The sequence below is a fragment of the Microbaculum marinum genome, assembly GCF_037855135.1.
Classification (GTDB): Bacteria; Pseudomonadota; Alphaproteobacteria; order Rhizobiales; family Tepidamorphaceae; genus Microbaculum; species Microbaculum marinum.
In genome coordinates this window covers 364,259-384,614 of the sequence record NZ_JAZHOF010000005.1, presented here as the reverse complement: position 1 = coordinate 384,614, position 20,356 = coordinate 364,259, and the positions used below count along the sequence as shown (strand labels likewise).

Annotated in this window: 18 protein-coding genes; 7 read left to right on the top strand and 11 right to left on the bottom strand. The window is 68.0% G+C overall.

What is annotated here, in order from left to right; translation table 11 throughout:
• Positions 1-50: 50 nt before the first annotated feature.
• The 6 genes from V3328_RS14530 to rsmI form a co-directional block, all read right to left on the bottom strand.
• Entirely contained in the window at positions 51-2,147 is a 2,097-nt protein-coding gene (locus V3328_RS14530; RefSeq protein ID WP_340330394.1) for a S8 family serine peptidase, read from the bottom strand.
• A 46-nt stretch (positions 2,148-2,193) separates the two neighbouring features.
• Positions 2,194-3,333, bottom strand: a complete 1,140-nt coding sequence (locus tag V3328_RS14525; RefSeq protein ID WP_340330393.1) for a phosphatase PAP2 family protein — start codon at positions 3,331-3,333, stop codon at positions 2,194-2,196.
• A 34-nt stretch (positions 3,334-3,367) separates the two neighbouring features.
• The gene (locus tag V3328_RS14520; RefSeq protein WP_340330392.1) at positions 3,368-5,137 is read right to left on the bottom strand and encodes a hypothetical protein; all 1,770 of its coding nucleotides are present in this window, start codon (positions 5,135-5,137) and stop codon (positions 3,368-3,370) included.
• Between the two features lie 138 nt (positions 5,138-5,275).
• The gene (gene gshB, locus V3328_RS14515) at positions 5,276-6,235 is read right to left on the bottom strand and encodes a glutathione synthase (RefSeq protein ID WP_340330391.1); all 960 of its coding nucleotides are present in this window, start codon (positions 6,233-6,235) and stop codon (positions 5,276-5,278) included.
• Between the two features lie 10 nt (positions 6,236-6,245).
• Positions 6,246-6,620, bottom strand: coding sequence for a YraN family protein (locus V3328_RS14510; protein ID WP_340330390.1), 375 nt, complete (start codon positions 6,618-6,620; stop codon positions 6,246-6,248).
• Positions 6,617-7,531: a 16S rRNA (cytidine(1402)-2'-O)-methyltransferase gene (rsmI, locus tag V3328_RS14505; RefSeq protein WP_340330389.1), complete on the bottom strand. Its 915-nt coding sequence runs from the start codon at positions 7,529-7,531 to the stop codon at positions 6,617-6,619. Before rsmI ends, V3328_RS14510 begins: the two co-directional genes overlap by 4 nt.
• A 245-nt stretch (positions 7,532-7,776) precedes the next feature.
• Here rsmI and V3328_RS14500 point away from each other — a divergent pair, with 245 nt between their 5' ends.
• A complete protein-coding gene (locus tag V3328_RS14500) occupies positions 7,777-8,994 on the top strand; it encodes a penicillin-binding protein activator (protein WP_340330388.1) in 1,218 nt (405 codons plus the stop codon).
• Positions 8,995-8,996: 2 nt separating this feature from the next.
• Here the strand turns inward: V3328_RS14500 and hemW are convergent, their stop codons facing one another.
• From hemW to rph, 3 genes are read right to left on the bottom strand one after another with little or no spacing between them, the layout of a single operon-like run.
• Positions 8,997-10,160 carry a radical SAM family heme chaperone HemW gene (gene hemW, locus V3328_RS14495; RefSeq protein WP_340330387.1) on the bottom strand — a complete coding sequence of 388 codons (1,164 nt, stop codon included), beginning with the start codon at positions 10,158-10,160 and terminating at the stop codon, positions 8,997-8,999.
• Entirely contained in the window at positions 10,150-10,788 is a 639-nt protein-coding gene (gene rdgB / locus V3328_RS14490) for an RdgB/HAM1 family non-canonical purine NTP pyrophosphatase (protein ID WP_340330386.1), read from the bottom strand. Before rdgB ends, hemW begins: the two co-directional genes overlap by 11 nt.
• Positions 10,785-11,498: a ribonuclease PH gene (rph, locus tag V3328_RS14485; RefSeq protein WP_340330385.1), complete on the bottom strand. Its 714-nt coding sequence runs from the start codon at positions 11,496-11,498 to the stop codon at positions 10,785-10,787. The genes rdgB and rph overlap by 4 nt, the downstream gene beginning before the upstream one ends.
• Positions 11,499-11,693: 195 nt before the next feature.
• On the opposite strand from rph, the gene hrcA reads away from it, so the two are divergent.
• The 4 genes from hrcA to V3328_RS14465 all read left to right on the top strand — a co-directional run bounded on the left by hrcA (position 11,694) and on the right by V3328_RS14465 (position 14,672).
• The gene (gene hrcA / locus V3328_RS14480) at positions 11,694-12,809 is read left to right on the top strand and encodes a heat-inducible transcriptional repressor HrcA (RefSeq protein ID WP_340330384.1); all 1,116 of its coding nucleotides are present in this window, start codon (positions 11,694-11,696) and stop codon (positions 12,807-12,809) included.
• 125 nt (positions 12,810-12,934) lie between these two features.
• Positions 12,935-13,588 carry a nucleotide exchange factor GrpE gene (gene grpE / locus V3328_RS14475; RefSeq protein ID WP_340330383.1) on the top strand — a complete coding sequence of 218 codons (654 nt, stop codon included), beginning with the start codon at positions 12,935-12,937 and terminating at the stop codon, positions 13,586-13,588.
• Between the two features lie 92 nt (positions 13,589-13,680).
• Complete coding sequence (locus V3328_RS14470; RefSeq protein ID WP_340330382.1) at positions 13,681-13,866, top strand: hypothetical protein; 186 nt, start codon at positions 13,681-13,683, stop codon at positions 13,864-13,866.
• Positions 13,867-14,165: 299 nt separating this feature from the next.
• Positions 14,166-14,672, top strand: a complete 507-nt coding sequence (locus V3328_RS14465) for a PRC-barrel domain-containing protein (RefSeq protein ID WP_340330381.1) — start codon at positions 14,166-14,168, stop codon at positions 14,670-14,672.
• 22 nt (positions 14,673-14,694) lie between these two features.
• On the opposite strand, the gene V3328_RS14460 is transcribed toward V3328_RS14465, so the two are convergent.
• Positions 14,695-15,336 carry an alpha-ketoglutarate-dependent dioxygenase AlkB gene (locus V3328_RS14460; RefSeq protein ID WP_340330380.1) on the bottom strand — a complete coding sequence of 214 codons (642 nt, stop codon included), beginning with the start codon at positions 15,334-15,336 and terminating at the stop codon, positions 14,695-14,697.
• Positions 15,329-16,759: a pyridoxal phosphate-dependent decarboxylase family protein gene (locus V3328_RS14455; protein WP_340330379.1), complete on the bottom strand. Its 1,431-nt coding sequence runs from the start codon at positions 16,757-16,759 to the stop codon at positions 15,329-15,331. The genes V3328_RS14460 and V3328_RS14455 overlap by 8 nt, the downstream gene beginning before the upstream one ends.
• Positions 16,760-17,077: 318 nt before the next feature.
• Here V3328_RS14455 and dnaK point away from each other — a divergent pair, with 318 nt between their 5' ends.
• Positions 17,078-18,994: a molecular chaperone DnaK gene (gene dnaK / locus V3328_RS14450; RefSeq protein ID WP_340330378.1), complete on the top strand. Its 1,917-nt coding sequence runs from the start codon at positions 17,078-17,080 to the stop codon at positions 18,992-18,994.
• A gap of 176 nt (positions 18,995-19,170) precedes the next feature.
• The gene (gene dnaJ / locus V3328_RS14445; protein WP_340330377.1) at positions 19,171-20,301 is read left to right on the top strand and encodes a molecular chaperone DnaJ; all 1,131 of its coding nucleotides are present in this window, start codon (positions 19,171-19,173) and stop codon (positions 20,299-20,301) included.
• Positions 20,302-20,356: the final 55 nt, after the last annotated feature.

Genomic DNA, 20,356 nt, shown 5'->3' with positions numbered 1-20,356 from the left:
CGGCGCAAGCATGCGTCAATTCCGGCGCCGCGTCACGGCATGCCGCCGGGCTACGGCCAGAACCTGGGCAGCGCCCGCCCGGGCGGCAGGTCGAGCCGGCCGGCACCGCCGCGGGCGACGGGCGGGGCGGGTGTCGACCTGCCGGCTTCGTCCTGCGTCGCCTTGCCTGCGACGGCCGTGCGGTCGCCGCTGTCGCCCGCCACGAAGCGGTCGGCGATCCATCTGGTCACCTGCGGCGCGGCGACGCTGGTGCCGGTCAGCGCCACGGTCGATCCGCTGCGCGTCCCGGCGGCAAGGACTCCCCAATGGACGAGTGAATCGTCACCGACCGCCACGGCGTCCGGCCCGGTGCGCCAGGGCGCGGGCGCGTCGCGGACGGGAGTGGTGGGGCCGCCGGCCGAATATTTCGAGACGACGGCCTCCTTGCGCAGATAGCCACCGATCACCGCCGGTTTCTCGCCCGTGGCGATGGCATTGATCAGGCCCGCCCGCTTGACGATGCATGCCGGACTGTCGGTCTCGAGCTCGAAGCCGCCGGTGTCGAACCGCTCGTAGGAGGCGTGATCGAAGAAGGCCTGGCGGCCGCGCGTCGGATAGCCGTGAGGCGTATCGTCCCGCTGGACCCAGGCGTGGACGATCTCGCCGGACCCCAGGCTGATGTTTCGGATGCGTATGCGCCAGACGCCGGACGGGGCCAGCCGCTTGGGCGCACCGAGATACACGGTCGGCCGGATGGCGACGACGAAGCGGCCGCGTCCGGTCGGATTGGGATCCGGATCGAACGTGTAGACGGCCTTGCAGACGACTTGGCCGTCCCGCTCCCAGACGACCCCCTGTCCTGGCTCCTCCCCGATCCACGGGCTTGTCGGGTGGGTCGGCGACCCCGGTGGCGCGATCTGCAGTTCGACGCGGCTGGCGCCGACCGGCGGGGGCGCGTAGGGCAGCCAGATCTCGACGAAGCTGGAGGTCCGGTCGTCGGGCAGCACCCGCCATTCGAGGTCGCTGGTCGCAGCCTCGGCATCGACCATTGATGTCGTGTCGTATGCGAGCTGCGCGTGGCAGCGCGACAGGTGGCTATTGCCCGACGGCAGCACCACGGAGACGGGCTGCGGCCGGCCGGTGTGGATCTGCACGAACTCGTCGATCGCGGCCTCCAGCTCCGAGGTCCCGTCGTGCGGGCCGGCCACCGTCCCGTAGCTGAAATTGATGACCACCGGCAGCGGCCCGCTTCCCTGCTGCCGGGCGATCCAGTCGGCGCGATCGAGGATGTAGTTCATCGCCAGGTGCACGTACGGGTCCAGGCGCGCCCCCGAGGTGTCGGCGGTGATCGCGGAGGGCAACTGCACGCATACGATCGCGCGCTCGGCGCCCTCGCCGTCACGGGGATCGTATCCCGCGGCGAGGTCCATGACATGGGTGCCGTGGGAGCTGCGGCCGGCGACCCCCTTGTGTCCCGCCTGGCCGAAATCGGCGAGCCCGGCGATCCTGTAGAAGGCATCCTCGTCGACAAGCCCGCCGTGCGTGCACTGCAGGAGCAGCTGATCGATCGCCGCCTTGTCGTATTCCCGGCCGAACCCGGCCGGCGCACCGCTCGCAGGAACCGGGCCGTCCTGTGCCCAGGCATAGGCGATCCGGGTCGTGCCGTCGGCGTGGCGGAACCGCTCGTGGGCAATGGCGAGACCGTCGTCGATGACGCCGACCACCACCTTGCAGGGCCCGGTCGGCGACGGCGACCGCGGGGCCGGGAACGGCGTCCGGAAGCCGGCCGGCAGGCCGAGCACCGCCGCCGGGACGAGGCCCTGGAGGTCCGGCCGTTCGGCGAGCAGCTTGAAGAACTTGGCCGAAACGATCGCGGTGATGTAGGCCGGCAGCCGCGACTTGCCTCTGAGCCGGTCGAAATAGGCGGATATGTAGGCGACCGGATCCTTGCCCGGCGTCCCCGACCCCGCCGCGTTGAACGCACTCTTCAGCCTGGCCGTCGTGACGACATCGCCGGTGTCGGGATCGGTGCCGCGGCGCAACAGCGTCGTGAACCACGGATCGGGCTCGTCGTGACCTAGCAGGAAATCGCGACCGGGCCCGAGGCTCCAGTCGCAATAGGGATCGGTCCCGAACTCCAGGCCTGCCTGCTTCCATTCGGATGCCATTGCCGCTCTCCCTCACGCCGGCGGGACGGAAACGAAGTCGGTCAGCTCAGGACCATTCGGACAGGGCCTTGTTCCAGAATTCGGCCAGCAGCGGCGACTGCGTGTCGCCACCGAACAGGCGGTCGTCCGGCTGATGGGTGTAGTCGACGGGCTTGAAGGTGTCCTTTTCGACGTCGTAGAGCGTCTGCCAGTCGAAATCCGCATCCCCCGGGAAGGCGGGACCGATGAAGCGCCACGACCGGTAGCCCGGCTTGCCCTCGCAGCGGTCTGCGAGATAGCTGCCCAGGGTCAGTCCCAACACCGCGCCGGCGACGCTGTCGACGGGGAAATGGACCCCCGCCACGGTCCGGTTGATCGCGATACGCGCGGCCTGCCGCATGATCTGCTGACCGAGCAGCGGCATCTGCGCCAGGACGCCACCGCCGGACCCGGCAGCTGCCGCTTTCATGAGTCGGATCAGCACCATCGCAACCGTAAAGCATTCGGTCGCATGCCCGCTAGGCAGGCTCCCATGCGCGGGCGTCTGGATCATTGGCTGGACCTGGGGCGAGTACTCGTCTGGACGTCGGCAGGCAAGGGCTTGTTTGAAGCGCATCTCGGTGATGAACGCCATCCGCTGAGCCGCCGATATTAGTTCGACCGTCCATTTCGCGCGCTCGGGATGGACCCCGATGATCGGAAAGAAGAAATCCATGGCCCCGTTGATTTGAAACAATATTTCCTCGGCCCGGTCGGAGCGGAGGGCCGCATACTGGTTGAGGTACTCGAGCTGATTCTCGAACACGGCCAGACTTGGCCGGGACATGTTGAACAGGCGACTGTACCGTGTCATTGGTGGCTGGTTTCCTGACGCCGCCGACGTCTTGAGGTGCCAGACGGTGAAACGACCGGTGTCTTGCTTCTGCGAAAAGCCGAGCCGAGAAAACATTTCGTAATCGATGATCCCGGCTCGAACCCGAGATGACCAGCGATCGAGATTTGTCGCATCTTCGAGCTGCAGGGGCATCGGTCCCGAGGACGTCGGCGTCCAGCGACCGACAATTCCATCGCGATTGTTTATGAGACACGCGGCTATCGCGGCTTCTCCCCCGATCCCGGCTATGCCGGCAATCCCAGCAATGCCGGCGATTCCGGCTATGCCAGCTGTCGGCGCCAGTCCCGCCTGTTCAGGTGACAACGAAGTCATCGATACTCCCCCTTTGGATGCGGTGCAGTTTTGGTCAGTCCGGTATTCCGATCTCGCGAAAAATCGCGGCCCATTCCTGCCCAATCGGATAGTCAGCGCTGGGTGAGCGTCTAAGCCACCCCCTAACGGTCAGTGTCGGTTCAAGCGTGAGAAGCTCGCGGATCGTCGCTCCTGCTTCTTCCCTGCGGCCGAGTCGCCATTGCGCAACAGCCGCCGCGCGCAGGGTCGAAGTATGAGTTCTATTGGCCCGCAGAGATCGATTCGCATGTTCCAGCGCCAGATCATATTGATAGTTTGATAGATACGCGGTGGCCGCCAGCGAATCGTAGAAATAGCGGTGCGGATCAAGCGGCGAAAGCATTCCCGCTCGCTGGGTATCCAGAACAGCTTGAGGCCCCTCGCCTCTGAATGCATGAAGCGTGCCCTTCAGCAACCATCCCAGTGCCTCGCTTCTATTGATCTCGATTGCATGCTCGTATCGGTCTTGCGCCAGATCCAGACGCTTGAGCAGGTTCGTGTTAACGATGCCGTCGATGGTCAGCGCGAGGGCGCTGTTGGGATCGCTGTCCAATGCTCTTGTCGTACAGCGGAGCGCATGTTGCGCGTCCTGTTTCGGATCGTCCGTCCAGCCTTGCTGAACCCGCAGAACATACCATTTGCCGAGCCAGGCCAGCGGTTCCGACCTGCCTGGTGCGCGCTCGTGGACGGCTTCAAGCAGCCGGCGGGCCTGCTCGAAATCGCGAGCTGACAGGCGGTGCATGAGGCCGACTGCGCCGAGCAGCATCGTGTAGCTCTGCATGGTCGGCAGCGTCTGGAGCTGCGCCTGGCGGACCTCGCGCGATTGGATCGCCTCGCTGATGCCGGCGATCACGCGGTGGACCAGTTCCCGCTGGCCGCTCACCACCTCGTCCACCCGGCCTTCCAGCTGGTCGGACCAGATGACCTGGCCGGACCGCGTCTCGGCGAGTTCGAGATCCAGTCCGAAATAGAGATCGAGCACGCGATAGGTGCCCGACAGGACGTAGTTGGAACGCAGGTGGGTGCTGATCTGCGCGAGACTGAGGTCGCGTCCGCGCAGCGCCGTCGTCGACAGGCGCGAGATGACGTTGAGCTCGTGCGAATGCGACATCGTGCGGATAAGCTCCTCGGCGAATATCTCGCCGAAGAAGTGATGGGCGCTGAGATTGGTCCGGTCGGCGAAGGGCACGATCGCCAGGGTCGGCCGGACGTCGGCTTCCGGCGGCGTCAGGAGATCGGAGGCAACGGCCGTCGGCGGACCGACGCGGTAGGCGCGGATTGGTTCCTCGATCCGGTCGACGGGGCACTCGCCGAGATCCTCGACCTCTGCGTCGAGGGACTGGGTCAGCTGGCTGCGCGCCTCGGCGGAGACGACGATCTCGCCGGGCCCGGCCAGCGACGTCAGCCCGGACGCCACCTCGATGCCCCTAGCCCTGTGGCCGTTGCCCTCGGCGATCGCGTCGTCGAACTCGATACCGAGGCTCAGCTGCAGCGGCCCGCCCGAGGCCCCGTCGCCGCCATCTCCGGCCGCCGCCGCCTGGATGGCGAACGCGGCCGCCAGTGCCGGCCGCACGGCGCCGAACTCGAGGACCAGGCGTCCTTTGCCGCTCTCGACCAGCCGGCCTGAATGCGCCGGCAGGACGAATTCGACGACATGGGATACCAGGCGTTCCCATCGTCCGGCAGCGGCGCCGACACCGGAAAGCGCCTGGGCGGACTGCGCGACAATCACCACGCGGGGCGTGTCATCGGCAGGTTGGACTACCTCGGGCGGTCGACGTGCCATGCGCGGGTCCGACAATTAGCCTCACCGCGCCACGCCGTTGCCGACAACGACGCCGCAGTGGCCTCCTATGCCCCAGCTCCGGAGCACACTGGATAGCCTCCGCAACGTCAGGACGCAACCTCGTTGGCGCCCGTACCTTCAGGAAACGTCAGCGAATTCGGCCCGATTCGCCTCGATGCTGTCCCAGACCATCGCTGCGGCGTTCGGCCCGCCGAGAGCCTGTACGGCACGAATGCCGGTCGGCGACGTCACGTTGATCTCGGTCAGGTTGCCGGCGATCACGTCGATGCCCACCAGCACGAAGCCGCGCTCCTTCAGGGACGGGCCCAGCCGCTCGCAGATCTCGCGTTCGCGCGCCGTCAGCTCCGTCGCCTTCGCCGCGCCGCCGCGCACCATGTTGGAGCGCAGGTCGTTTTCGGCGGGAACCCGGTTGACGGCACCGGCAAACTCGCCGTCGACCAGCAGGATGCGCTTGTCGCCCTCCGTCACCTCGGGCAGGAACCGCTGGATGACCCAGGGCTCGCGGAAGGTGGTGGCGAACATGTCGTAGAGCGACCCGAAATTCATGTCGTTGCGGACCATCCGGAACACCGCGCCGCCGCCGTAGCCGTAGAGCGGCTTCATCACGACGTCGCCGAACTCCTCGCGGAACGCCTGGATCTCGGCGAGGTCGTGGGTTATCAGCGTCGGCGGCATCAGGTCCGGAAAGGACATCACGAACAGCTTTTCCGGCGCGTTGCGCACATGGACGGGGTCGTTCACCACCAGCGTCCGGGGATGGATGTGCTCGAGCATGTGCGTCGCCGAGATGTAATGCATGTCGAACGGCGGGTTCTGGCGCATCAGGATCACGTCGAACTCGGCGAGTTCGCAGCGGCCGAACCCGCCGAGCGTGAAATGGTCGCCCTGGACGTCGCGAACCTCGACGGGCGCGATCCTGGCGAAGACCTGTTCGCCGCGCATCGCCATGGTGTCGGGCGTGTAGTAGGCAAGCTCGTGGCCGCGCGCCTGCCCCTCCAGCATCAGCGCGAACGTCGTATCGCCCTTGATCGAGATCGTCTCGATCGGATCCATCTGCACGGCGACCTTGAGCCCCATTCCCGTCTCCTCAAACCTCAGCGTCGAATGCGCCGACGACGCGCCGCGGCAACGACCAGGGTGCCCACAGCACCGCATCGAAGCGGATCGTGTATTGGCCGTGTTCGGGGTTCATCGCAAGCCACCATCTCGTTGCGTCGACAATCCTGCGCCGGTTGCGCGGGGTGATGGTTTCCGAGGCGATCGCGGTCGATTCGCGCAGCTTCACCTCCACGGCGACCAGAAGGGAACCGCGGCGGGCAAGCAGGTCGAGTTCGCCGACGGGTGTGCGCAGACGACGCGCGAGCGGCCGGAAACCGAAAGCCATATAGAGCAGCGCCGTCGCCGTTTCCGCTGTCCGCCCGACGGATTCCGCCCGGCGGCGCGCGGCGGGTGTGCGATTCATTCCCCGTCGTCCCCGGCCGCACGTCGGTCGCCGAGCTCCAGCGCTCGCCGGTAGAGGTCGCTGCGGCGCAGACCGGTTTCGGCGGCAAGCTGCGCGGCGGCGCGCTTGACACCCATGTCGGCGGCCAGGTCGGCGAGCCGATCGTCGATCTCTGCGTCGGAAAGCAAATCTGCGTCACCGGCGCCGGGACCGATCACCAGCACGATCTCGCCCTTCGGCGAGCCGCCCGCCGCGAGGCTGGCGGCGAGTTCGGGCAGCGGCGCCCGCAACACGGTCTCGAAGCGCTTGGTGAGCTCGCGGGCCAGCACGGCGGGGCGATCGCCGAGCCCCTCGGCAAGGTCTGCCAGGGCGGCGGTGACCCGGTGGGGCGCCTCGTAGATCACAACCGGTCCGTCGATCCGGGCGAGTTCCGCGATACGGGCGCGGCGCGCCGCCTGCTTTGGCGGCAGGAAACCCTCGAACCAGAACCGGTCGCACGGCAGTCCGGCGACGACGAGGGCGGCCAGCAGTGCCGATGCCCCCGGCACCGAGAAGACCGCATGGCCTTCCTCGATCGCCGCCATCACCAGCCTCGAGCCCGGATCGGAAACCATCGGCGTCCCCGCATCGCTGACCAGCGCGACGATCTCGCCCTCGGCAAGCCTCCCGATCAGTTCGGGGCGGCGCGCCTCGGCGTTGTGTTCATGATAGGACAACAGCGGCGTCGACAGTCCGTAGCGCGTCATAAGCTTGCGGGTAACGCGGGTATCCTCGCAGGCGACGACGCCGGCCCGCGCCAGAACTCGCAGCGCACGCAGCGATATGTCGGCGAGGTTGCCGATCGGCGTGGCGACGACGTAGAGGCCGGGCGGATCGGCCGGGGCATTCGCAATCGCGGCGTTGACGGAGGCGTTGTCGGGGCTGGCGGTCATGACGGATCGGTCGGTTGGATGGCGCAGCCTAACACGAACCGGCCGGGCGCGAACCGGCTGGCACGAACCGGCTGGCACGAAGCGGCCCCCTCAGTCGGCCGTTGCAGTTCACGCTTTGATTTCTGGCGGGTCGCAACTACGATCAATCCTGCGTATGATGCCCGCTGTCACGGGGCCGCGCCTGCCCGCCCGATTGCCGGCATGGCGCGACTGGGGGAACTTCCGCTTAGAGGACTCAGCGTAACGTGTTTGCGTATCTAACCAGGGCCGCCGCAGCCGGCCGCAGGCGTCTGCGGGGGCTTGCCGGCGGGATGAGCGTCGCCGCGGCCGCGCTGATCGTCGGCGCCTGCAGCCAGGGTTTCGAATCGGGCCCGCCCGTGGATCCCGGCGCCACAGCGACGTCGAATGCGATCGGCACCGGCTCGATCAAGATCGCGCTGCTGTTGCCCCTGTCGGCCACCGGCAATGCCGGTTCGACCGCGCAGGCCCTGCAGAATTCGGCAGAGCTGGCGCTGTCGGAGATCCCCTCCGCCGACCTGCAGCTCCTGCCCATCGACACCAGGGGAACCCCCGAAGGCGCCAGCGCGGCCGCACAGACCGCGGTGGCGAACGGCGCGCGGCTGGTCATCGGCCCCCTGTTTGCAGCCGAAGTCGGCGCGGTGGCGCCGATCACCAAGGCGGCCAGGGTCCCGGTCCTCGCCTTCTCGACCGATACGAACGTCGCCTCGCAGGGTGTCTACCTGCTGAGCTTCCTGCCGGAGACCGACGTCAACCGCATCGTGTCCTATGCCGGGCGACAGGGCAAACGCGCCTTTGCCGCGCTGCTGCCGCAGAGCGCCTACGGATCCGTCGTCGAGGCGGCGTTCCAGCAGTCGGTCGCCTCCAGCGCCGGGCGGGTCGTCACCATCGCCCGCTACGAGCCCGGCGCGGAGGCCATGAAGGCGGCGATCGCCCAGCTTGCCACCGTCGCCGGCGGCGCCGATCCCCAGATCGACGCCCTTCTGATACCGGAAGGTCCGGCCGTGCTGCCGGCGCTGACGGCCGAGCTCGCGAACGCCCGGATCGATCCGCGACGCGTCCAGTTTCTCGGCTCCGGCCAGTGGAACGAGCCCGCGGTCTGGCGCCTGACGGGTCTGGAAGGCGGCGTTTTCCCGGGACCCAACCCGGACGGCTGGCAGGCCTTCGTCGCAAAGTACCAGGCGCGGTTCGGCGCCGTGCCGCCGCGCCCCGCGACGCTCGCCTATGACGCCGTGACGCTGGCGGCGGCGCTGGCGCGGATCGGCGGCGCCGGCGGGTTCACCGACCAGGCCCTGACCAATCCGGACGGCTTTTCCGGCATCGACGGGATCTTCCGATTCCGCCCCAACGGCACCAGCCAGCGCGGTCTGGCGATCCTGGAGGTGCAGAACGGGTCGGCGACGATCCGGCAGCCGGCGCCGCGATCCTTCGGTGCCGGTGGCTAGCCTTACGCCGCGAGATCCGCGACCACCGCGTTGAGCACCGCAAAGCCGGACGGCGTGGCGCGGATGCGGCCGTCCGACAGGATCTCGATCAGGCCGTAGCCGACCAGATCGTCGATGCGCGACGGCGCGAAGCCGTGTCCCGACAGCGACTCGTAGCGGCGCGGATCGATTCCTTCCTTGAGGCGCAGTCCCATCACGAGGAATTCGTCGGTCATCTCGGCCGGATCGAGGACCTGCCTGTCCGCGATGCCGTGTTGCCCGGATTCGACCGAGGCGAGCCAGGCTTCCGGCGCCCGGATCGTCGACAGCGCCGTGCGATTGCCGTCGATATCGAGCCGCCCGTGTGCGCCGGGGCCGATGCCTGCCCACTGGCCACAGCGCCAGTACACCATGTTGTGCCGGGACTCCGCTCCCGGCCGGGCATGATTGGAGATCTCGTAGGCGGGAAGACCGTGCCTGTCGGTCGTCTCGAGCGTCACGTCATAGAGGTCCCGCGACAGGTCCTCGCCGGGAACAGCGAGCCGGCCGCGCGCATGCAGGGCGGCGAACGGCGTGTCGGGCTCGATGGTGAGCTGGTAGAGCGACAGGTGATCGGCGGCCATCGCGCAGGCCTCGCCGAGCTCCTCCCGCCAGCCATCCGCGCTCTGGCCGGGGCGCGCATAGATCATGTCGAAGGACACCCGGTCGAAGGTGGAGCGGGCGATCTCCAGCGCCGCGAGCGCGTCCTTGCGGTCGTGAAGTCGTCCCAGGAACTTCAGCGAGGCGTCGTCCAGCGCCTGGACGCCGAGCGAGACGCGATTGACGCCGGCGCTCGCGTATCCGCGAAACCGCTCGGCCTCGACGCTCGACGGATTGGCCTCGAGCGTCACCTCGACGCCGTCGGCGACGGGCCAGTTCGCCGCCACCGCGTCGAGCACGCCAGAGACCGTCGCAGGGTCCATCAGCGAGGGGGTGCCGCCGCCGAAGAACACCGAATCGACGGTCAGGCCCGGCGCCAGGCTCGCCATGTAACCGAGCTCGGACACCAGCGCGCGGGCATATCGCGCCTGGTCGACCTCGCGCCGGACATGGGAGTTGAAATCGCAGTAGGGACACTTGGCGGCGCAGAACGGCCAGTGGACATAGACACCGAAGCCGCCGGACGGCCCGCCCGTGTCACTCGCCAATGTGCGCCTCCACGAGCAGGGCAAAGGCTCGGGCGCGGTGCGACAGCGGTGGGGTATCGGTACCGGCCCGGCCGCCGTGCTTCTCCTCCGCGCTCATTTCCCCGAAGGTGCGCGCATGCCCCTCCGGCAGGAACATCGGGTCGTAGCCGAAGCCCTGCTCGCCGCGCGGCGGCCACACCAGCGTGCCCTCGATCTCGCCGCGAACCGTCTCGACGTGGCCGTCCGGCCAGGCGATCGCCAGGGCGGAGACGAACCGGGCGGTGCGCCGCTCGGGGGCGATCGCCCCCAGCTTCTGCAGCTCTTCCTCGAGATTGCGCATGGCACGCGCGAAGTCCCGGTCCGGTCCGGCCCAGCGTGCCGAATGGATGCCCGGCGCCCCGTCGAGCGCATCGACCGCGAGGCCGGAATCGTCGGAAAGGGCCGGCAGTTCCGCCGCCTCCGCGGCGGCCCGCGCCTTGAGGATCGCGTTCTCCTCGAAGGTCTGGCCGGTTTCCTCCGGCTCCGGCAGGCCAAGCTCGCCGGCCGAAACCGTGTCGAAGCCATAGGGACCGAGCAGGTCGTCGATTTCCCTCAGTTTGCCCGCATTGTGGGTCGCAACGACCAGCCTGCCGGGCTGCAGCCGCCTCATGCGATTGCCAGCTTCTGCAGCTCCACCAGTCTGGCCACTCCGGTCTTGGCCAGCGCCAGCATCTCGCCGAGCTGCTCCTCCGTGAACGGATCGCCCTCGGCGCTCGCCTGCACCTCGACGAGCTTGCCTCCGCCGGTGATGACGAAATTGGCGTCGGTCTCCGCCTCGGAGTCCTCTGGATAATCGAGGTCGAGCACGGTGGCGCCGGCGTACACGCCGCAGGACACGGCGGCGACGTGGTCGATCAGCGGCTCGCTGACGAACATGTCGCGTGCGGCCATCCAGCGGACGCAGTCGTGCAGGGCGACCCAGCCGCCGGTGATCGACGCCGTCCGGGTGCCTCCGTCGGCCTGGAGCACGTCGCAGTCGACGGTGATCTGCCGCTCGCCGAGCTTGCCCATGTCCATGACGGCGCGCAGCGATCGCCCGATCAGCCGCTGAATCTCCAGCGTCCTGCCGGATTGCCTGCCCGACGAGGCCTCGCGGCGCATGCGCTCCGTCGTCGAGCGCGGCAGCATTCCGTACTCGGCCGTGACCCAGCCCTTGCCGCCGCCGCGCAGCCAGCCGGGGACCTTGTCCTCCAGGCTCGCCGTGCACAGCACTTCGGTGGCGCCGAACCGGACCAGGCAGGAGCCTTCCGCGTGGCGAGACACGCCGCGTTCGATGCGAACCGGACGAAGTTCGTCGGCAGCGCGTTTGGAGGGCCGCATGTTTTTCTCCTGACACGACAGGTTTCGGAAAGCCGGCGCCCCTTCGGTCGTGCCGGCCAGCGGATTTCTAACCGCTTCATCGGCGCTTCGCCAGCCCGGTTCGCCCGGTCGCCATTGCCTGCAACGCGAGGCGGCCGAGGTCGGGCCAAAGGCCGCTTGACGGCCGCGCCCGGCGACCGCACATAATCGGCCATCATGAACCAGATCAGGCCGCCCGGCAGCAAGTCCCCCGACGCGTCCACCCTGAGCGGTGCGCGCCTGTCCGGGCTTGCCGACCTGAATGCCCGTTCCCGCGAGATCTTCCGGCGGATCGTCGAGGCCTATCTCGACACCGGCGATCCGGTCGGCTCGCGCAACATTTCACGGGCCCTGCCGATGGCGCTGTCGCCGGCCTCGGTGCGCAACGTGATGAGCGATCTCGAGGCGCTGGGGCTCATCTATGCGCCGCACACCAGCGCCGGACGCATGCCGACCGAGCTCGGCCTCAGGTTCTTTGTCGACGCGCTGCTGGAGATCGGTGACCTGTCGCCGGCCGAACGCAGCTCGATCGATTCGCGATTCTCGTCGGGCGAGCGCGACCAGTCCGTGGAGGCAATGCTCGGGCAGGCCTCCAGCCTGCTCTCCGGGCTCTCGCGCGGCGCCGGGCTGGTGCTCGCCAGCAAGACCGACATGCGCATCCGCCACATCGAGTTCGTCAGGCTGGAGCCGAGACGCGCCCTCGTCGTGCTGGTCGGCGACGACAGCACGGTGGAGAACCGCATCGTCGAACTCGACGAGGACATCCCGCCCTCGGCGCTGGTGGAGGCCGGCAACTACCTCAATGCCCGTATCCAGGGTCGCACGCTGGCCGGCGTGCGCGAGGAGATCCAGCGCACGCGAACGCTGCTGGAAGCCGAACTCGACGTGCTCAGCCGCAGGGTGGTCGATGCCGGGCTGGCGACCTGGGCCGGGGTATCGGACGACCGGCCGCGGACCCTGATCGTGCGCGGCCAGTCGAACCTGCTGGAGGATCTGCACGCCCTCGAGGACCTGGAGCGCATCCGGGTGCTGTTCGACGACCTGGAGAAGAAGAGCGACATCATCGAGTTGCTCGGCCATGCCGAGCGGGCCGACGGCGTGCGCATCTTCATTGGTTCGGAGAACAAGCTGTTTTCGCTGTCGGGATCCTCGGTGGTGGCGGCGCCCTATCGCGATGCCGACGAGAACATCGTCGGCGTGCTGGGGGTCATCGGGCCGACCCGGCTCAATTATGCCCGCATCGTTCCGGTGGTCGATTACACGGCCCAGCTGCTGAGCCGGCTGCTGGACTGACGGGCCCGCCGTTCCGGCGGCTGTTGCCCAGCGGTTGATTTTTTGCCTCCCAGCCCTGATATCGGGGCCGACCGACGTGCGGTGCGGCTGGCATTGCACGCAATCCCGCTTTCTCCGAGGTTCGAATGAGCGACGAGATGAACAAGGCCGCCAACGAGAATTCCGAGCCGGAAGGCGTCGACAAGCCGGAGCAGGCTCCGGAGTCGACCGAGAACCAGACCGCCGCGGCCGATGACCCGGGCGTGTCCGGCACCGATCCGAACGCGGAACTGCGTGCGGAGAACGCCGATCTGCGCGATCGGCTGTTGCGCGCCGTCGCCGAGATGGAAAACTTCCGCAAGCGTGCCGAACGTGAAAAGAAGGAGGCGGCCCAGTTCGCGATCTCGCAGTTCGCCCGCGATCTGCTCGGCGTCAGCGACAACATGCGCCGGGCGCTCGACACCGTCGGCGGCGAGGCGCGCGAGGCCGCCGATCCGGTCTTCGCCAGTCTCCTCGAAGGCGTCGAGATGACCGAGCGCGAGTTTCTGAAGACGCTCGAGAAGCACGGCGTCAGCCGGATCGATCCGCAGGGCCAGCGCTTCGACCCCAACTACCATCAGGCGATGTTCGAGGTCCCCGACGAGAGCGTTCCCAGCGGCACCGTCGTCCAGGTCGTCCAGGCCGGCTACAAGATTGCCGACCGCTGCCTGCGGCCGGCGATGGTGGGCGTTTCCAAGGGTGGCCCGAAGCAGGCCGCCAGGCCGGACGGCGAAGCGGCCCGCACGGACAGGACCGCGTAGTTTCGCTCACCTGCGGTCCCGGAAAGCGACAGGCTCTCGGAACGGCGCCCCGGTTTCTGCGTTTTGCTCAGGATAGCTCTAACGAGGTAGCCATGAGTAATCCCTATCGACAGGACCAACCGATCCGTGAAACCGCGACCGAAGCCCGGCAGGGCGATCGCGATCGCCCCGTCTGGTACGTGCTGGTGGTTTCGACGGCGCTGGTGGCGGTGATCTTCGCGGTTCTCCTGCTCTTCTTCGCGGGAATGTCCGAGGCCGCTACCGGCCTGCAGGCCTAGCCGCGACGCCGCCAGGCGGACTTCATCGCAGGACGGCATGACGTGCTGACGCCCCGGTCGGACGACCGGGGCGCAGTTGCGTTGCCGCACCGGGCGTTTTCGCGCGGCCGAAGCGGATCAAGGCAGAACGGTGCAGGAATTCCAGCGATTTGGTGCCGCCGGCGGGGTCCTTTTGAGGCCACCCACGATTCTCGCGGAAGTTCCCGGATCCGGCCGCATTTGGACGGAACCGTGATGACGACGCGCGCGTTTGGCTGCCGATCACAGCAGCCCGGCCCCATAACAGCGAGGACCGTCACATGACCATCACCAGGCTTCTACCCGTCCTTTTCATCTCGGTCGGCCTCGCCGGAGGCACGGCCGTTGCCCAGTCCGCGAGCGAACAGACCGACGCTGACCGGATGGCGATCGACCAGATGGAAACCGACGACAATCCCAACGCCGAAATCGTTCGCCAGATCGAGGACGAGACCGGCGAGGGGGACGCGGCGCCGACTGCCAACACGTTGGGTGAAGCCGCAGCCACCGCGCAGACGGAGCAGCCGATCGGCTCAGGCGCAGCGGTCGAGTGGGTCGGCAAGCCGATCGCCGCCGTAGACGGCACGAAGGTCGGCACCGTCAGCGAGGTCAAGATCGACGGCAACGGCGCGGTCACCGAAATTCATGCGAAGATCGGCGGGCTGTTCGGCCTGTTTGCCAAGGAAGTCGCGATTCCTGCGGAACGGATCATCCTGGAGCGCGACGGCATGATCATCTCCGAACTGTCCCAGGACGACATCAACGCCGCGCCGCGCGTCAACAGCTGAGCCCAAGACCCCGAACCTAAGGTCACCCTGTCCCCGGCAGGGTGACCCGCCGCAGGGTCAGGTTGACCCGGCCGCCGCCGGGCAGCCAGTCCTCCAGCACCGTGGACGTGCCCGCAACGATCCGGTCCACGCCGTGATATGCCAGCCGGCTGTCTCCTCCGAGCACGATGGCGTCCCCCGACGCAAGCCTGACTGACCGGGTGGGCCCCTTCCGCTGCGCGCCCCCGACCCGGAAGATCGCGGTGTCCCCCAGGGACAGCGAGACAACCGGCGCGGCCGTGTCGCGTTCGTCCTCGTCGCGGTGCAGGCCCATCTTGGCGGTCGGGACGTAGTGGTTGACCAGGCAGGCCTCCGGAGGATGCGGATAGCCCGACAGCCGCTCCCATGCCTCGAGCAGCACGGGCGGCATCGCCGGCCATGGCGCGCCCGTCTCCGGGTGGGTCGCCTGGTAGCGGTACCCCTCCTTGTCCGCCACCCAGCCGAGCGAACCGCAATTGGTCATCTCGACCGAGAACGGCTTGCCGGTGCGCGGCATGCGAGGCGTGTAGAACGGTGCCGCCGCGACGACGGCCTCGAGCGCGGCGATCAAGGCCGCCTGCGCCGCGCGGTCGAGAAAACCCGGCAGGTACCGGCATCCGGGTGCGAGTTCGAGCGAGTCACCCATGGCCGGTACCGCCGAGGCTTTCGGCGACCTCCCGGACATGCTCCCACGCGTCGACGACGTGCCGGCGCTCGGTCGCCAGGTTGCCGATAGACAGGCGCACCGCGACGCGGCCGCCGACCAGCGTCCGGGTCAGGTAGGTGAAGCCCGTCTCGTTGACGATGGAGATCAGGCGGTCGTTGAGCGCATCGAGCGCCGCATCGCTGAGGCCGTGCGGGCGGTACCGGAACACCACGAGGGCGAGGCTGCGCGGCGCGGCGAGCTCGAAGCCGGGTTCGGCCGCCACCATGCCCTCGACCTCTTCGGCCCAGGCGACGTGGTTGCGGATCATCGCACGGATCGCCTCGAGCCCGTAGCTCCTCAGCGCGAACCACAGCTTCAATGCCCGGAACCGGCGGCCGAGCGGAATCGTCCAGTCGCGGTACTCCGGTCCCGCCGTGCTGCCCTCGGAGACGAGATAGGCCGGCAGGATCGACAGCGCCTTGCGCAGCACCGCCGGATCGCGGACGAAATGCGCCGAGCAGTCGAAATTGGTGACGAGCCACTTGTGCGGATTGAAGACCACCGAGTCCGCCTTCTCGATCCCCGCGGCGATATCCCTGAACTCCGGACAGATCAGCGCCGAGCCGGCCCAGGCGGCGTCGACATGCAGGTAGATCCCGTGGCGCGCGGCGATGTCGGCGATCTGCGAGACCGGATCTACCGCACCGACCCCGGTCGCGCCGACCGAGGCGACGATGCCGGCGGGGACGCTGCCCGCAGCCAGGTCCTGCGCGATCGCCGCTTCCAGGGCCGTGGGAGTCATCCGGAACCGGTCGTCGGCCGGAATCCTCCTCAGCCCCGCGTCGCCGAAGCCGGCGATGCGCGCGGCCTTGTCGATCGAGGAATGGGCTTCGGCGGAGGCGTAGACGACGAGCTTCGGCTTGCCCGACAGGCCGTCGCTGTTGCCCGTCCAGTCAAGCGCCCGCTCGCGCATGGCGATAAGCGCGCAGAGCGTCGCCGTCGATGCCGAATCCTGGATCGTCCCGCGGAAGGCATCCGGCAGGCCGATCGCACCGGCCAGCCAGGCCATGGTGACCGCTTCCAGCTCGTTTGCCGCCGGCGACGTCTCCCACAGCATCGCCTGCTGACCGAGGCCTGCCGCGAGAATCTCGCCCAGAACCGCGGGCGGACTGATGTTTGCCGGGAAGTAGGCGAAGAACCGCGGGTGCGCCCAGTTGGTCAGGCCGGGATCCAGGATGCGATCGAAATCGGCGAGGATCTCATCGAAGCCCTCCGGCCCCTCGGGCGCGGCGGCGGGCAGCGCAGCGGCGATCGCGCCCGGCCGTGCCTTCGAACGCACCGGACGCGACTCGATCGTCTCCCAGTACTCTGCGATCCGGTCGACCAGCTCGTGGCCGCGCCTTCGGAATTCGTCGGTGTCCATTCGCTCGTCCCTTCGCCCCGGTCCGGCCCATGGACCAGCCCATGAATCCGGCGACGCCGGAGCGCCATCCTGTTCGGCAAATCGCTTGCGTCAAGCCGCCACGCGACCGGCCGGTCGCGGATTCGCCAATCAATCGGCTTCCCGCCTTGCGACGTCTGGGCGGTCTCCTTATATCAGCGCTCAACGCAGCCTCGTCAGCCGACGGGGTCGCGACTCCATTGAACGTGGGGGCCGTTCCGCGACCCCGGCTGAGGGTCCGGGCCATGAGTGCCTCGATGAGAGGGCTTTAGCGGCCTGCCGGAAAGAGAGGTTCGAAAAATGGGTAAGGTAATCGGTATCGACCTCGGCACCACCAATTCGTGCGTCGCCGTGATGGAGGGTTCCTCTCCAAAGGTCATCGAGAATGCCGAAGGCGCACGCACCACGCCTTCGATGGTCGCCTTCACCGAGGACGGCGAGCGGCTGGTCGGCCAGCCCGCCAAGCGCCAGGCGGTGACCAATCCCGAGAATACGTTCTTCGCCATCAAGCGGCTGATCGGCCGCACCTACGACGACCCGATGACGCAGAAGGACAAGGGTCTCGTTCCCTACAACATCGTCAAGGCGGACAACGGCGATGCCTGGGTCGAGGGCCACGGCGAGAAGTACTCGCCATCCCAGATTTCAGCCTTCATCCTGCAGAAGATGAAGGAGACGGCGGAGGCCTTCCTCGGCTCGAAGGTCGATCAGGCCGTCATCACCGTTCCCGCCTACTTCAACGACGCCCAGCGCCAGGCCACCAAGGACGCCGGCAAGATTGCCGGCCTCGAGGTGCTGCGCATCATCAACGAGCCGACCGCGGCGGCGCTCGCCTACGGGCTCGACAAGAAGGACGGCAAGACGATCGCGGTCTACGACCTCGGCGGCGGCACGTTCGACGTGTCGATCCTCGAGATCGGCGACGGCGTCTTCGAGGTGAAGTCGACCAACGGCGACACCTTCCTCGGCGGCGAGGACTTCGACATGCGGCTCGTCGGCTATCTCGCCGATGAGTTCAAGAAGGAGCAGGGCATCGACCTGCGCAACGACAAGCTCGCGCTGCAGCGGCTGAAGGAAGCCGCCGAGAAGGCGAAGATCGAGCTGTCGAGCGCCACCCAGACCGAGATCAACCTGCCGTTCATCACGGCCGACCAGTCCGGTCCCAAGCACCTGACCATGAAGCTCACCCGCGCCAAGTTCGAGGCGCTGGTCGACGATCTGGTGCAGAAGACCGTGGCCCCCTGCAAGGCGGCCCTCAAGGACGCCGGCCTGTCGGCGGGCGAGATCGACGAGGTCGTCCTGGTCGGCGGCATGACCCGCATGCCCAAGGTCCACGAGGTCGTGAAGCAGTTCTTCGGCAAGGAGCCGCACAAGGGCGTCAACCCGGACGAGGTCGTCGCCATCGGCGCGGCGATCCAGGCCGGCGTCCTGCAGGGCGACGTCAAGGACGTGCTGCTGCTCGACGTGACGCCGCTGTCGCTCGGCATCGAGACGCTGGGCGGCGTCTTCACCCGCCTGATCGAGCGCAACACGACGATCCCGACCAAGAAGAGCCAGGTCTTCTCCACGGCGGAGGACAACCAGACCGCCGTGACGATCCGGGTCTTTCAGGGCGAGCGCGAGATGGCGGCCGACAACAAGCTGCTCGGCCAGTTCGACCTGGTCGGCATCCCGCCGGCGCCGCGCGGCATGCCGCAGATCGAGGTCACCTTCGACATCGACGCCAACGGCATCGTCAACGTGTCGGCCAAGGACAAGGCGACGGCCAAGGAGCAGCAGATCCGCATCCAGGCCTCCGGCGGCCTGTCGGACGCCGACATCGAGCAGATGGTCAAGGATGCCGAGGCGCATGCCGACGAGGACAAGAAGCGCCGCGCGACCGTCGAGGCGAAGAACCAGGCCGAATCGCTCGTCCACTCCACCGAGAAGCAGCTCGAGGAGTTCGGCGACAAGGTCTCGGCCTCCGACAAGGGTGTCATCGAGTCGGCCCTTGCCGACCTGAAGACGGCGATGGAAGGCGACGACCCGCAGGCGATCGAGGCCAAGTCGCAGGCGCTGGCGCAGGCCGCCATGAAGCTCGGCGAGGCGATGTACGCCGCCTCCCAGGCCGAAGCCGAGGCCGGCGACTCCGCCGCGACCGGCTCGACCCAGAACGAGGACGTGGTCGACGCCGACTTCGAGGAAGTGAAGGACGACGACCAGAAGAAGTCGGCCTGATCGAACGAGAGAAATGAAGGATGGCCCTCATTCGCCGAGACCAGATGGCTCGCCGGATCGAGGGCCCTTCTTTTTGCCCGACACCCTGACCTGACGCGCCTGGTACCTGACGCGCCCCGTTCCGCTCCCCGGGGGCCGGACCGCCGGACACCGTGAAACCCGGACACTGTGAAAACATGTCGAAGCGCGACTATTACGAAGTTCTCGGCTGCACCCGCACCGCCAGCGACACGGAACTGAAGAGCGCCTTCCGCAAGCTGGCGATGAAGTTTCATCCCGACCGCAATCCGGACGACGCCGACGCCGAGCACAAGTTCAAGGAGGTCAGCGAGGCCTACGAGGCGCTGCGCGACCCGCAGAAGCGCGCCGCCTACGACCAGTTCGGCCATGCCGCCTTCGACGGCACCGGCGGCATGCACGGCTTCGGCAACGATTTCGCCTCGTCGATGTCGTCGATCTTCGACGACCTGTTCGGCGACTTCATGGGCGGCGGGCGCGGCCGCGGGCGCGGCGGGCGCCAGCGCGGCGCCGATTTGCGCTACAACATGGAGATCACGCTGGAAGAGGCCTATGCGGGCAAGGCGGCCGAGATCAAGGTGCCGACCAGCGTCACCTGCGAGACCTGCTCGGGATCCGGCGCCAGGCCAGGCTCCAGCCCGGTCCAGTGCGGCACCTGCGCCGGCATCGGCCGCGTGCGCGCGGCCCAGGGATTCTTCTCCATCGAGCGGACCTGCCCGATCTGCCAGGGGCGCGGCGAGGTGATCGAGGATCCCTGCCGGGACTGCGGCGGCGCCGGACGCGTCGCCAGGGAGCGGCACCTGTCGATCAACATTCCCTCCGGCGTCGAGGACGGCACCCGCATCCGGCTCGCCGGAGAAGGCGAGGCTGGCCCGCAGGCGAGCGCCGCCGGCGATCTCTACATCTTCCTGTCGGTCAGGCCGCACGAGATCTTCCAGCGCGATGGCGCCGACCTGTTCTGCCGCGTGCCGATCTCCATCACCACCGCGGCGCTCGGCGGCGAGCTCGAGGTTCCGACGCTTGACGGCGGCCGCAGCAAGGTGAAGGTCCCCGCCGGCACGCAGAGCGGCAAGCAGTTCCGGCTGAAGTCGAAGGGAATGCCGGTCCTGCGCAGCCCTCAGCACGGCGACCTCTACATCCAGACCATGGTCGAGACGCCGGTGAACCTGTCGCGGCGGCAGCGCGAGCTTCTCGAGGAGTTCGAGAAGGCCTCCTCCGAGCAGACCAATCCGGAATCCTCGGGCTTCTTTTCCAAGGTCAAGGAATTCTGGGACGATCTGAGCGGCTGACCGGCCGCCGGCCCCGCGCAATGTACCGCATCGCCTGAACAATCGGAGCTTCCGA

What these genes read in the sequence shown, in the direction of transcription:
- V3328_RS14455 (WP_340330379.1), bottom strand. Translation starts at nt 16,759, where the DNA reads ATGGACACCGACGAATTCCGAAGGCGCGGCCACGAGCTGGTCGACCGG.
- V3328_RS14460 (WP_340330380.1), bottom strand. Translation starts at nt 15,336, where the DNA reads ATGGGTGACTCGCTCGAACTCGCACCCGGATGCCGGTACCTGCCGGGT.
- V3328_RS14470 (WP_340330382.1), top strand. Translation starts at nt 13,681, where the DNA reads ATGAGTAATCCCTATCGACAGGACCAACCGATCCGTGAAACCGCGACC.
- grpE (WP_340330383.1), top strand. Translation starts at nt 12,935, where the DNA reads ATGAGCGACGAGATGAACAAGGCCGCCAACGAGAATTCCGAGCCGGAA.
- rdgB (WP_340330386.1), bottom strand. Translation starts at nt 10,788, where the DNA reads ATGAGGCGGCTGCAGCCCGGCAGGCTGGTCGTTGCGACCCACAATGCG.
- V3328_RS14525 (WP_340330393.1), bottom strand. Translation starts at nt 3,333, where the DNA reads ATGACTTCGTTGTCACCTGAACAGGCGGGACTGGCGCCGACAGCTGGC.
- V3328_RS14510 (WP_340330390.1), bottom strand. Translation starts at nt 6,620, where the DNA reads ATGAATCGCACACCCGCCGCGCGCCGCCGGGCGGAATCCGTCGGGCGG.
- V3328_RS14520 (WP_340330392.1), bottom strand. Translation starts at nt 5,137, where the DNA reads ATGGCACGTCGACCGCCCGAGGTAGTCCAACCTGCCGATGACACGCCC.
- V3328_RS14530 (WP_340330394.1), bottom strand. Translation starts at nt 2,147, where the DNA reads ATGGCATCCGAATGGAAGCAGGCAGGCCTGGAGTTCGGGACCGATCCC.
- gshB (WP_340330391.1), bottom strand. Translation starts at nt 6,235, where the DNA reads ATGGGGCTCAAGGTCGCCGTGCAGATGGATCCGATCGAGACGATCTCG.
- hrcA (WP_340330384.1), top strand. Translation starts at nt 11,694, where the DNA reads ATGAACCAGATCAGGCCGCCCGGCAGCAAGTCCCCCGACGCGTCCACC.
- V3328_RS14465 (WP_340330381.1), top strand. Translation starts at nt 14,166, where the DNA reads ATGACCATCACCAGGCTTCTACCCGTCCTTTTCATCTCGGTCGGCCTC.
- dnaJ (WP_340330377.1), top strand. Translation starts at nt 19,171, where the DNA reads ATGTCGAAGCGCGACTATTACGAAGTTCTCGGCTGCACCCGCACCGCC.
- rsmI (WP_340330389.1), bottom strand. Translation starts at nt 7,531, where the DNA reads ATGACCGCCAGCCCCGACAACGCCTCCGTCAACGCCGCGATTGCGAAT.
- dnaK (WP_340330378.1), top strand. Translation starts at nt 17,078, where the DNA reads ATGGGTAAGGTAATCGGTATCGACCTCGGCACCACCAATTCGTGCGTC.
- rph (WP_340330385.1), bottom strand. Translation starts at nt 11,498, where the DNA reads ATGCGGCCCTCCAAACGCGCTGCCGACGAACTTCGTCCGGTTCGCATC.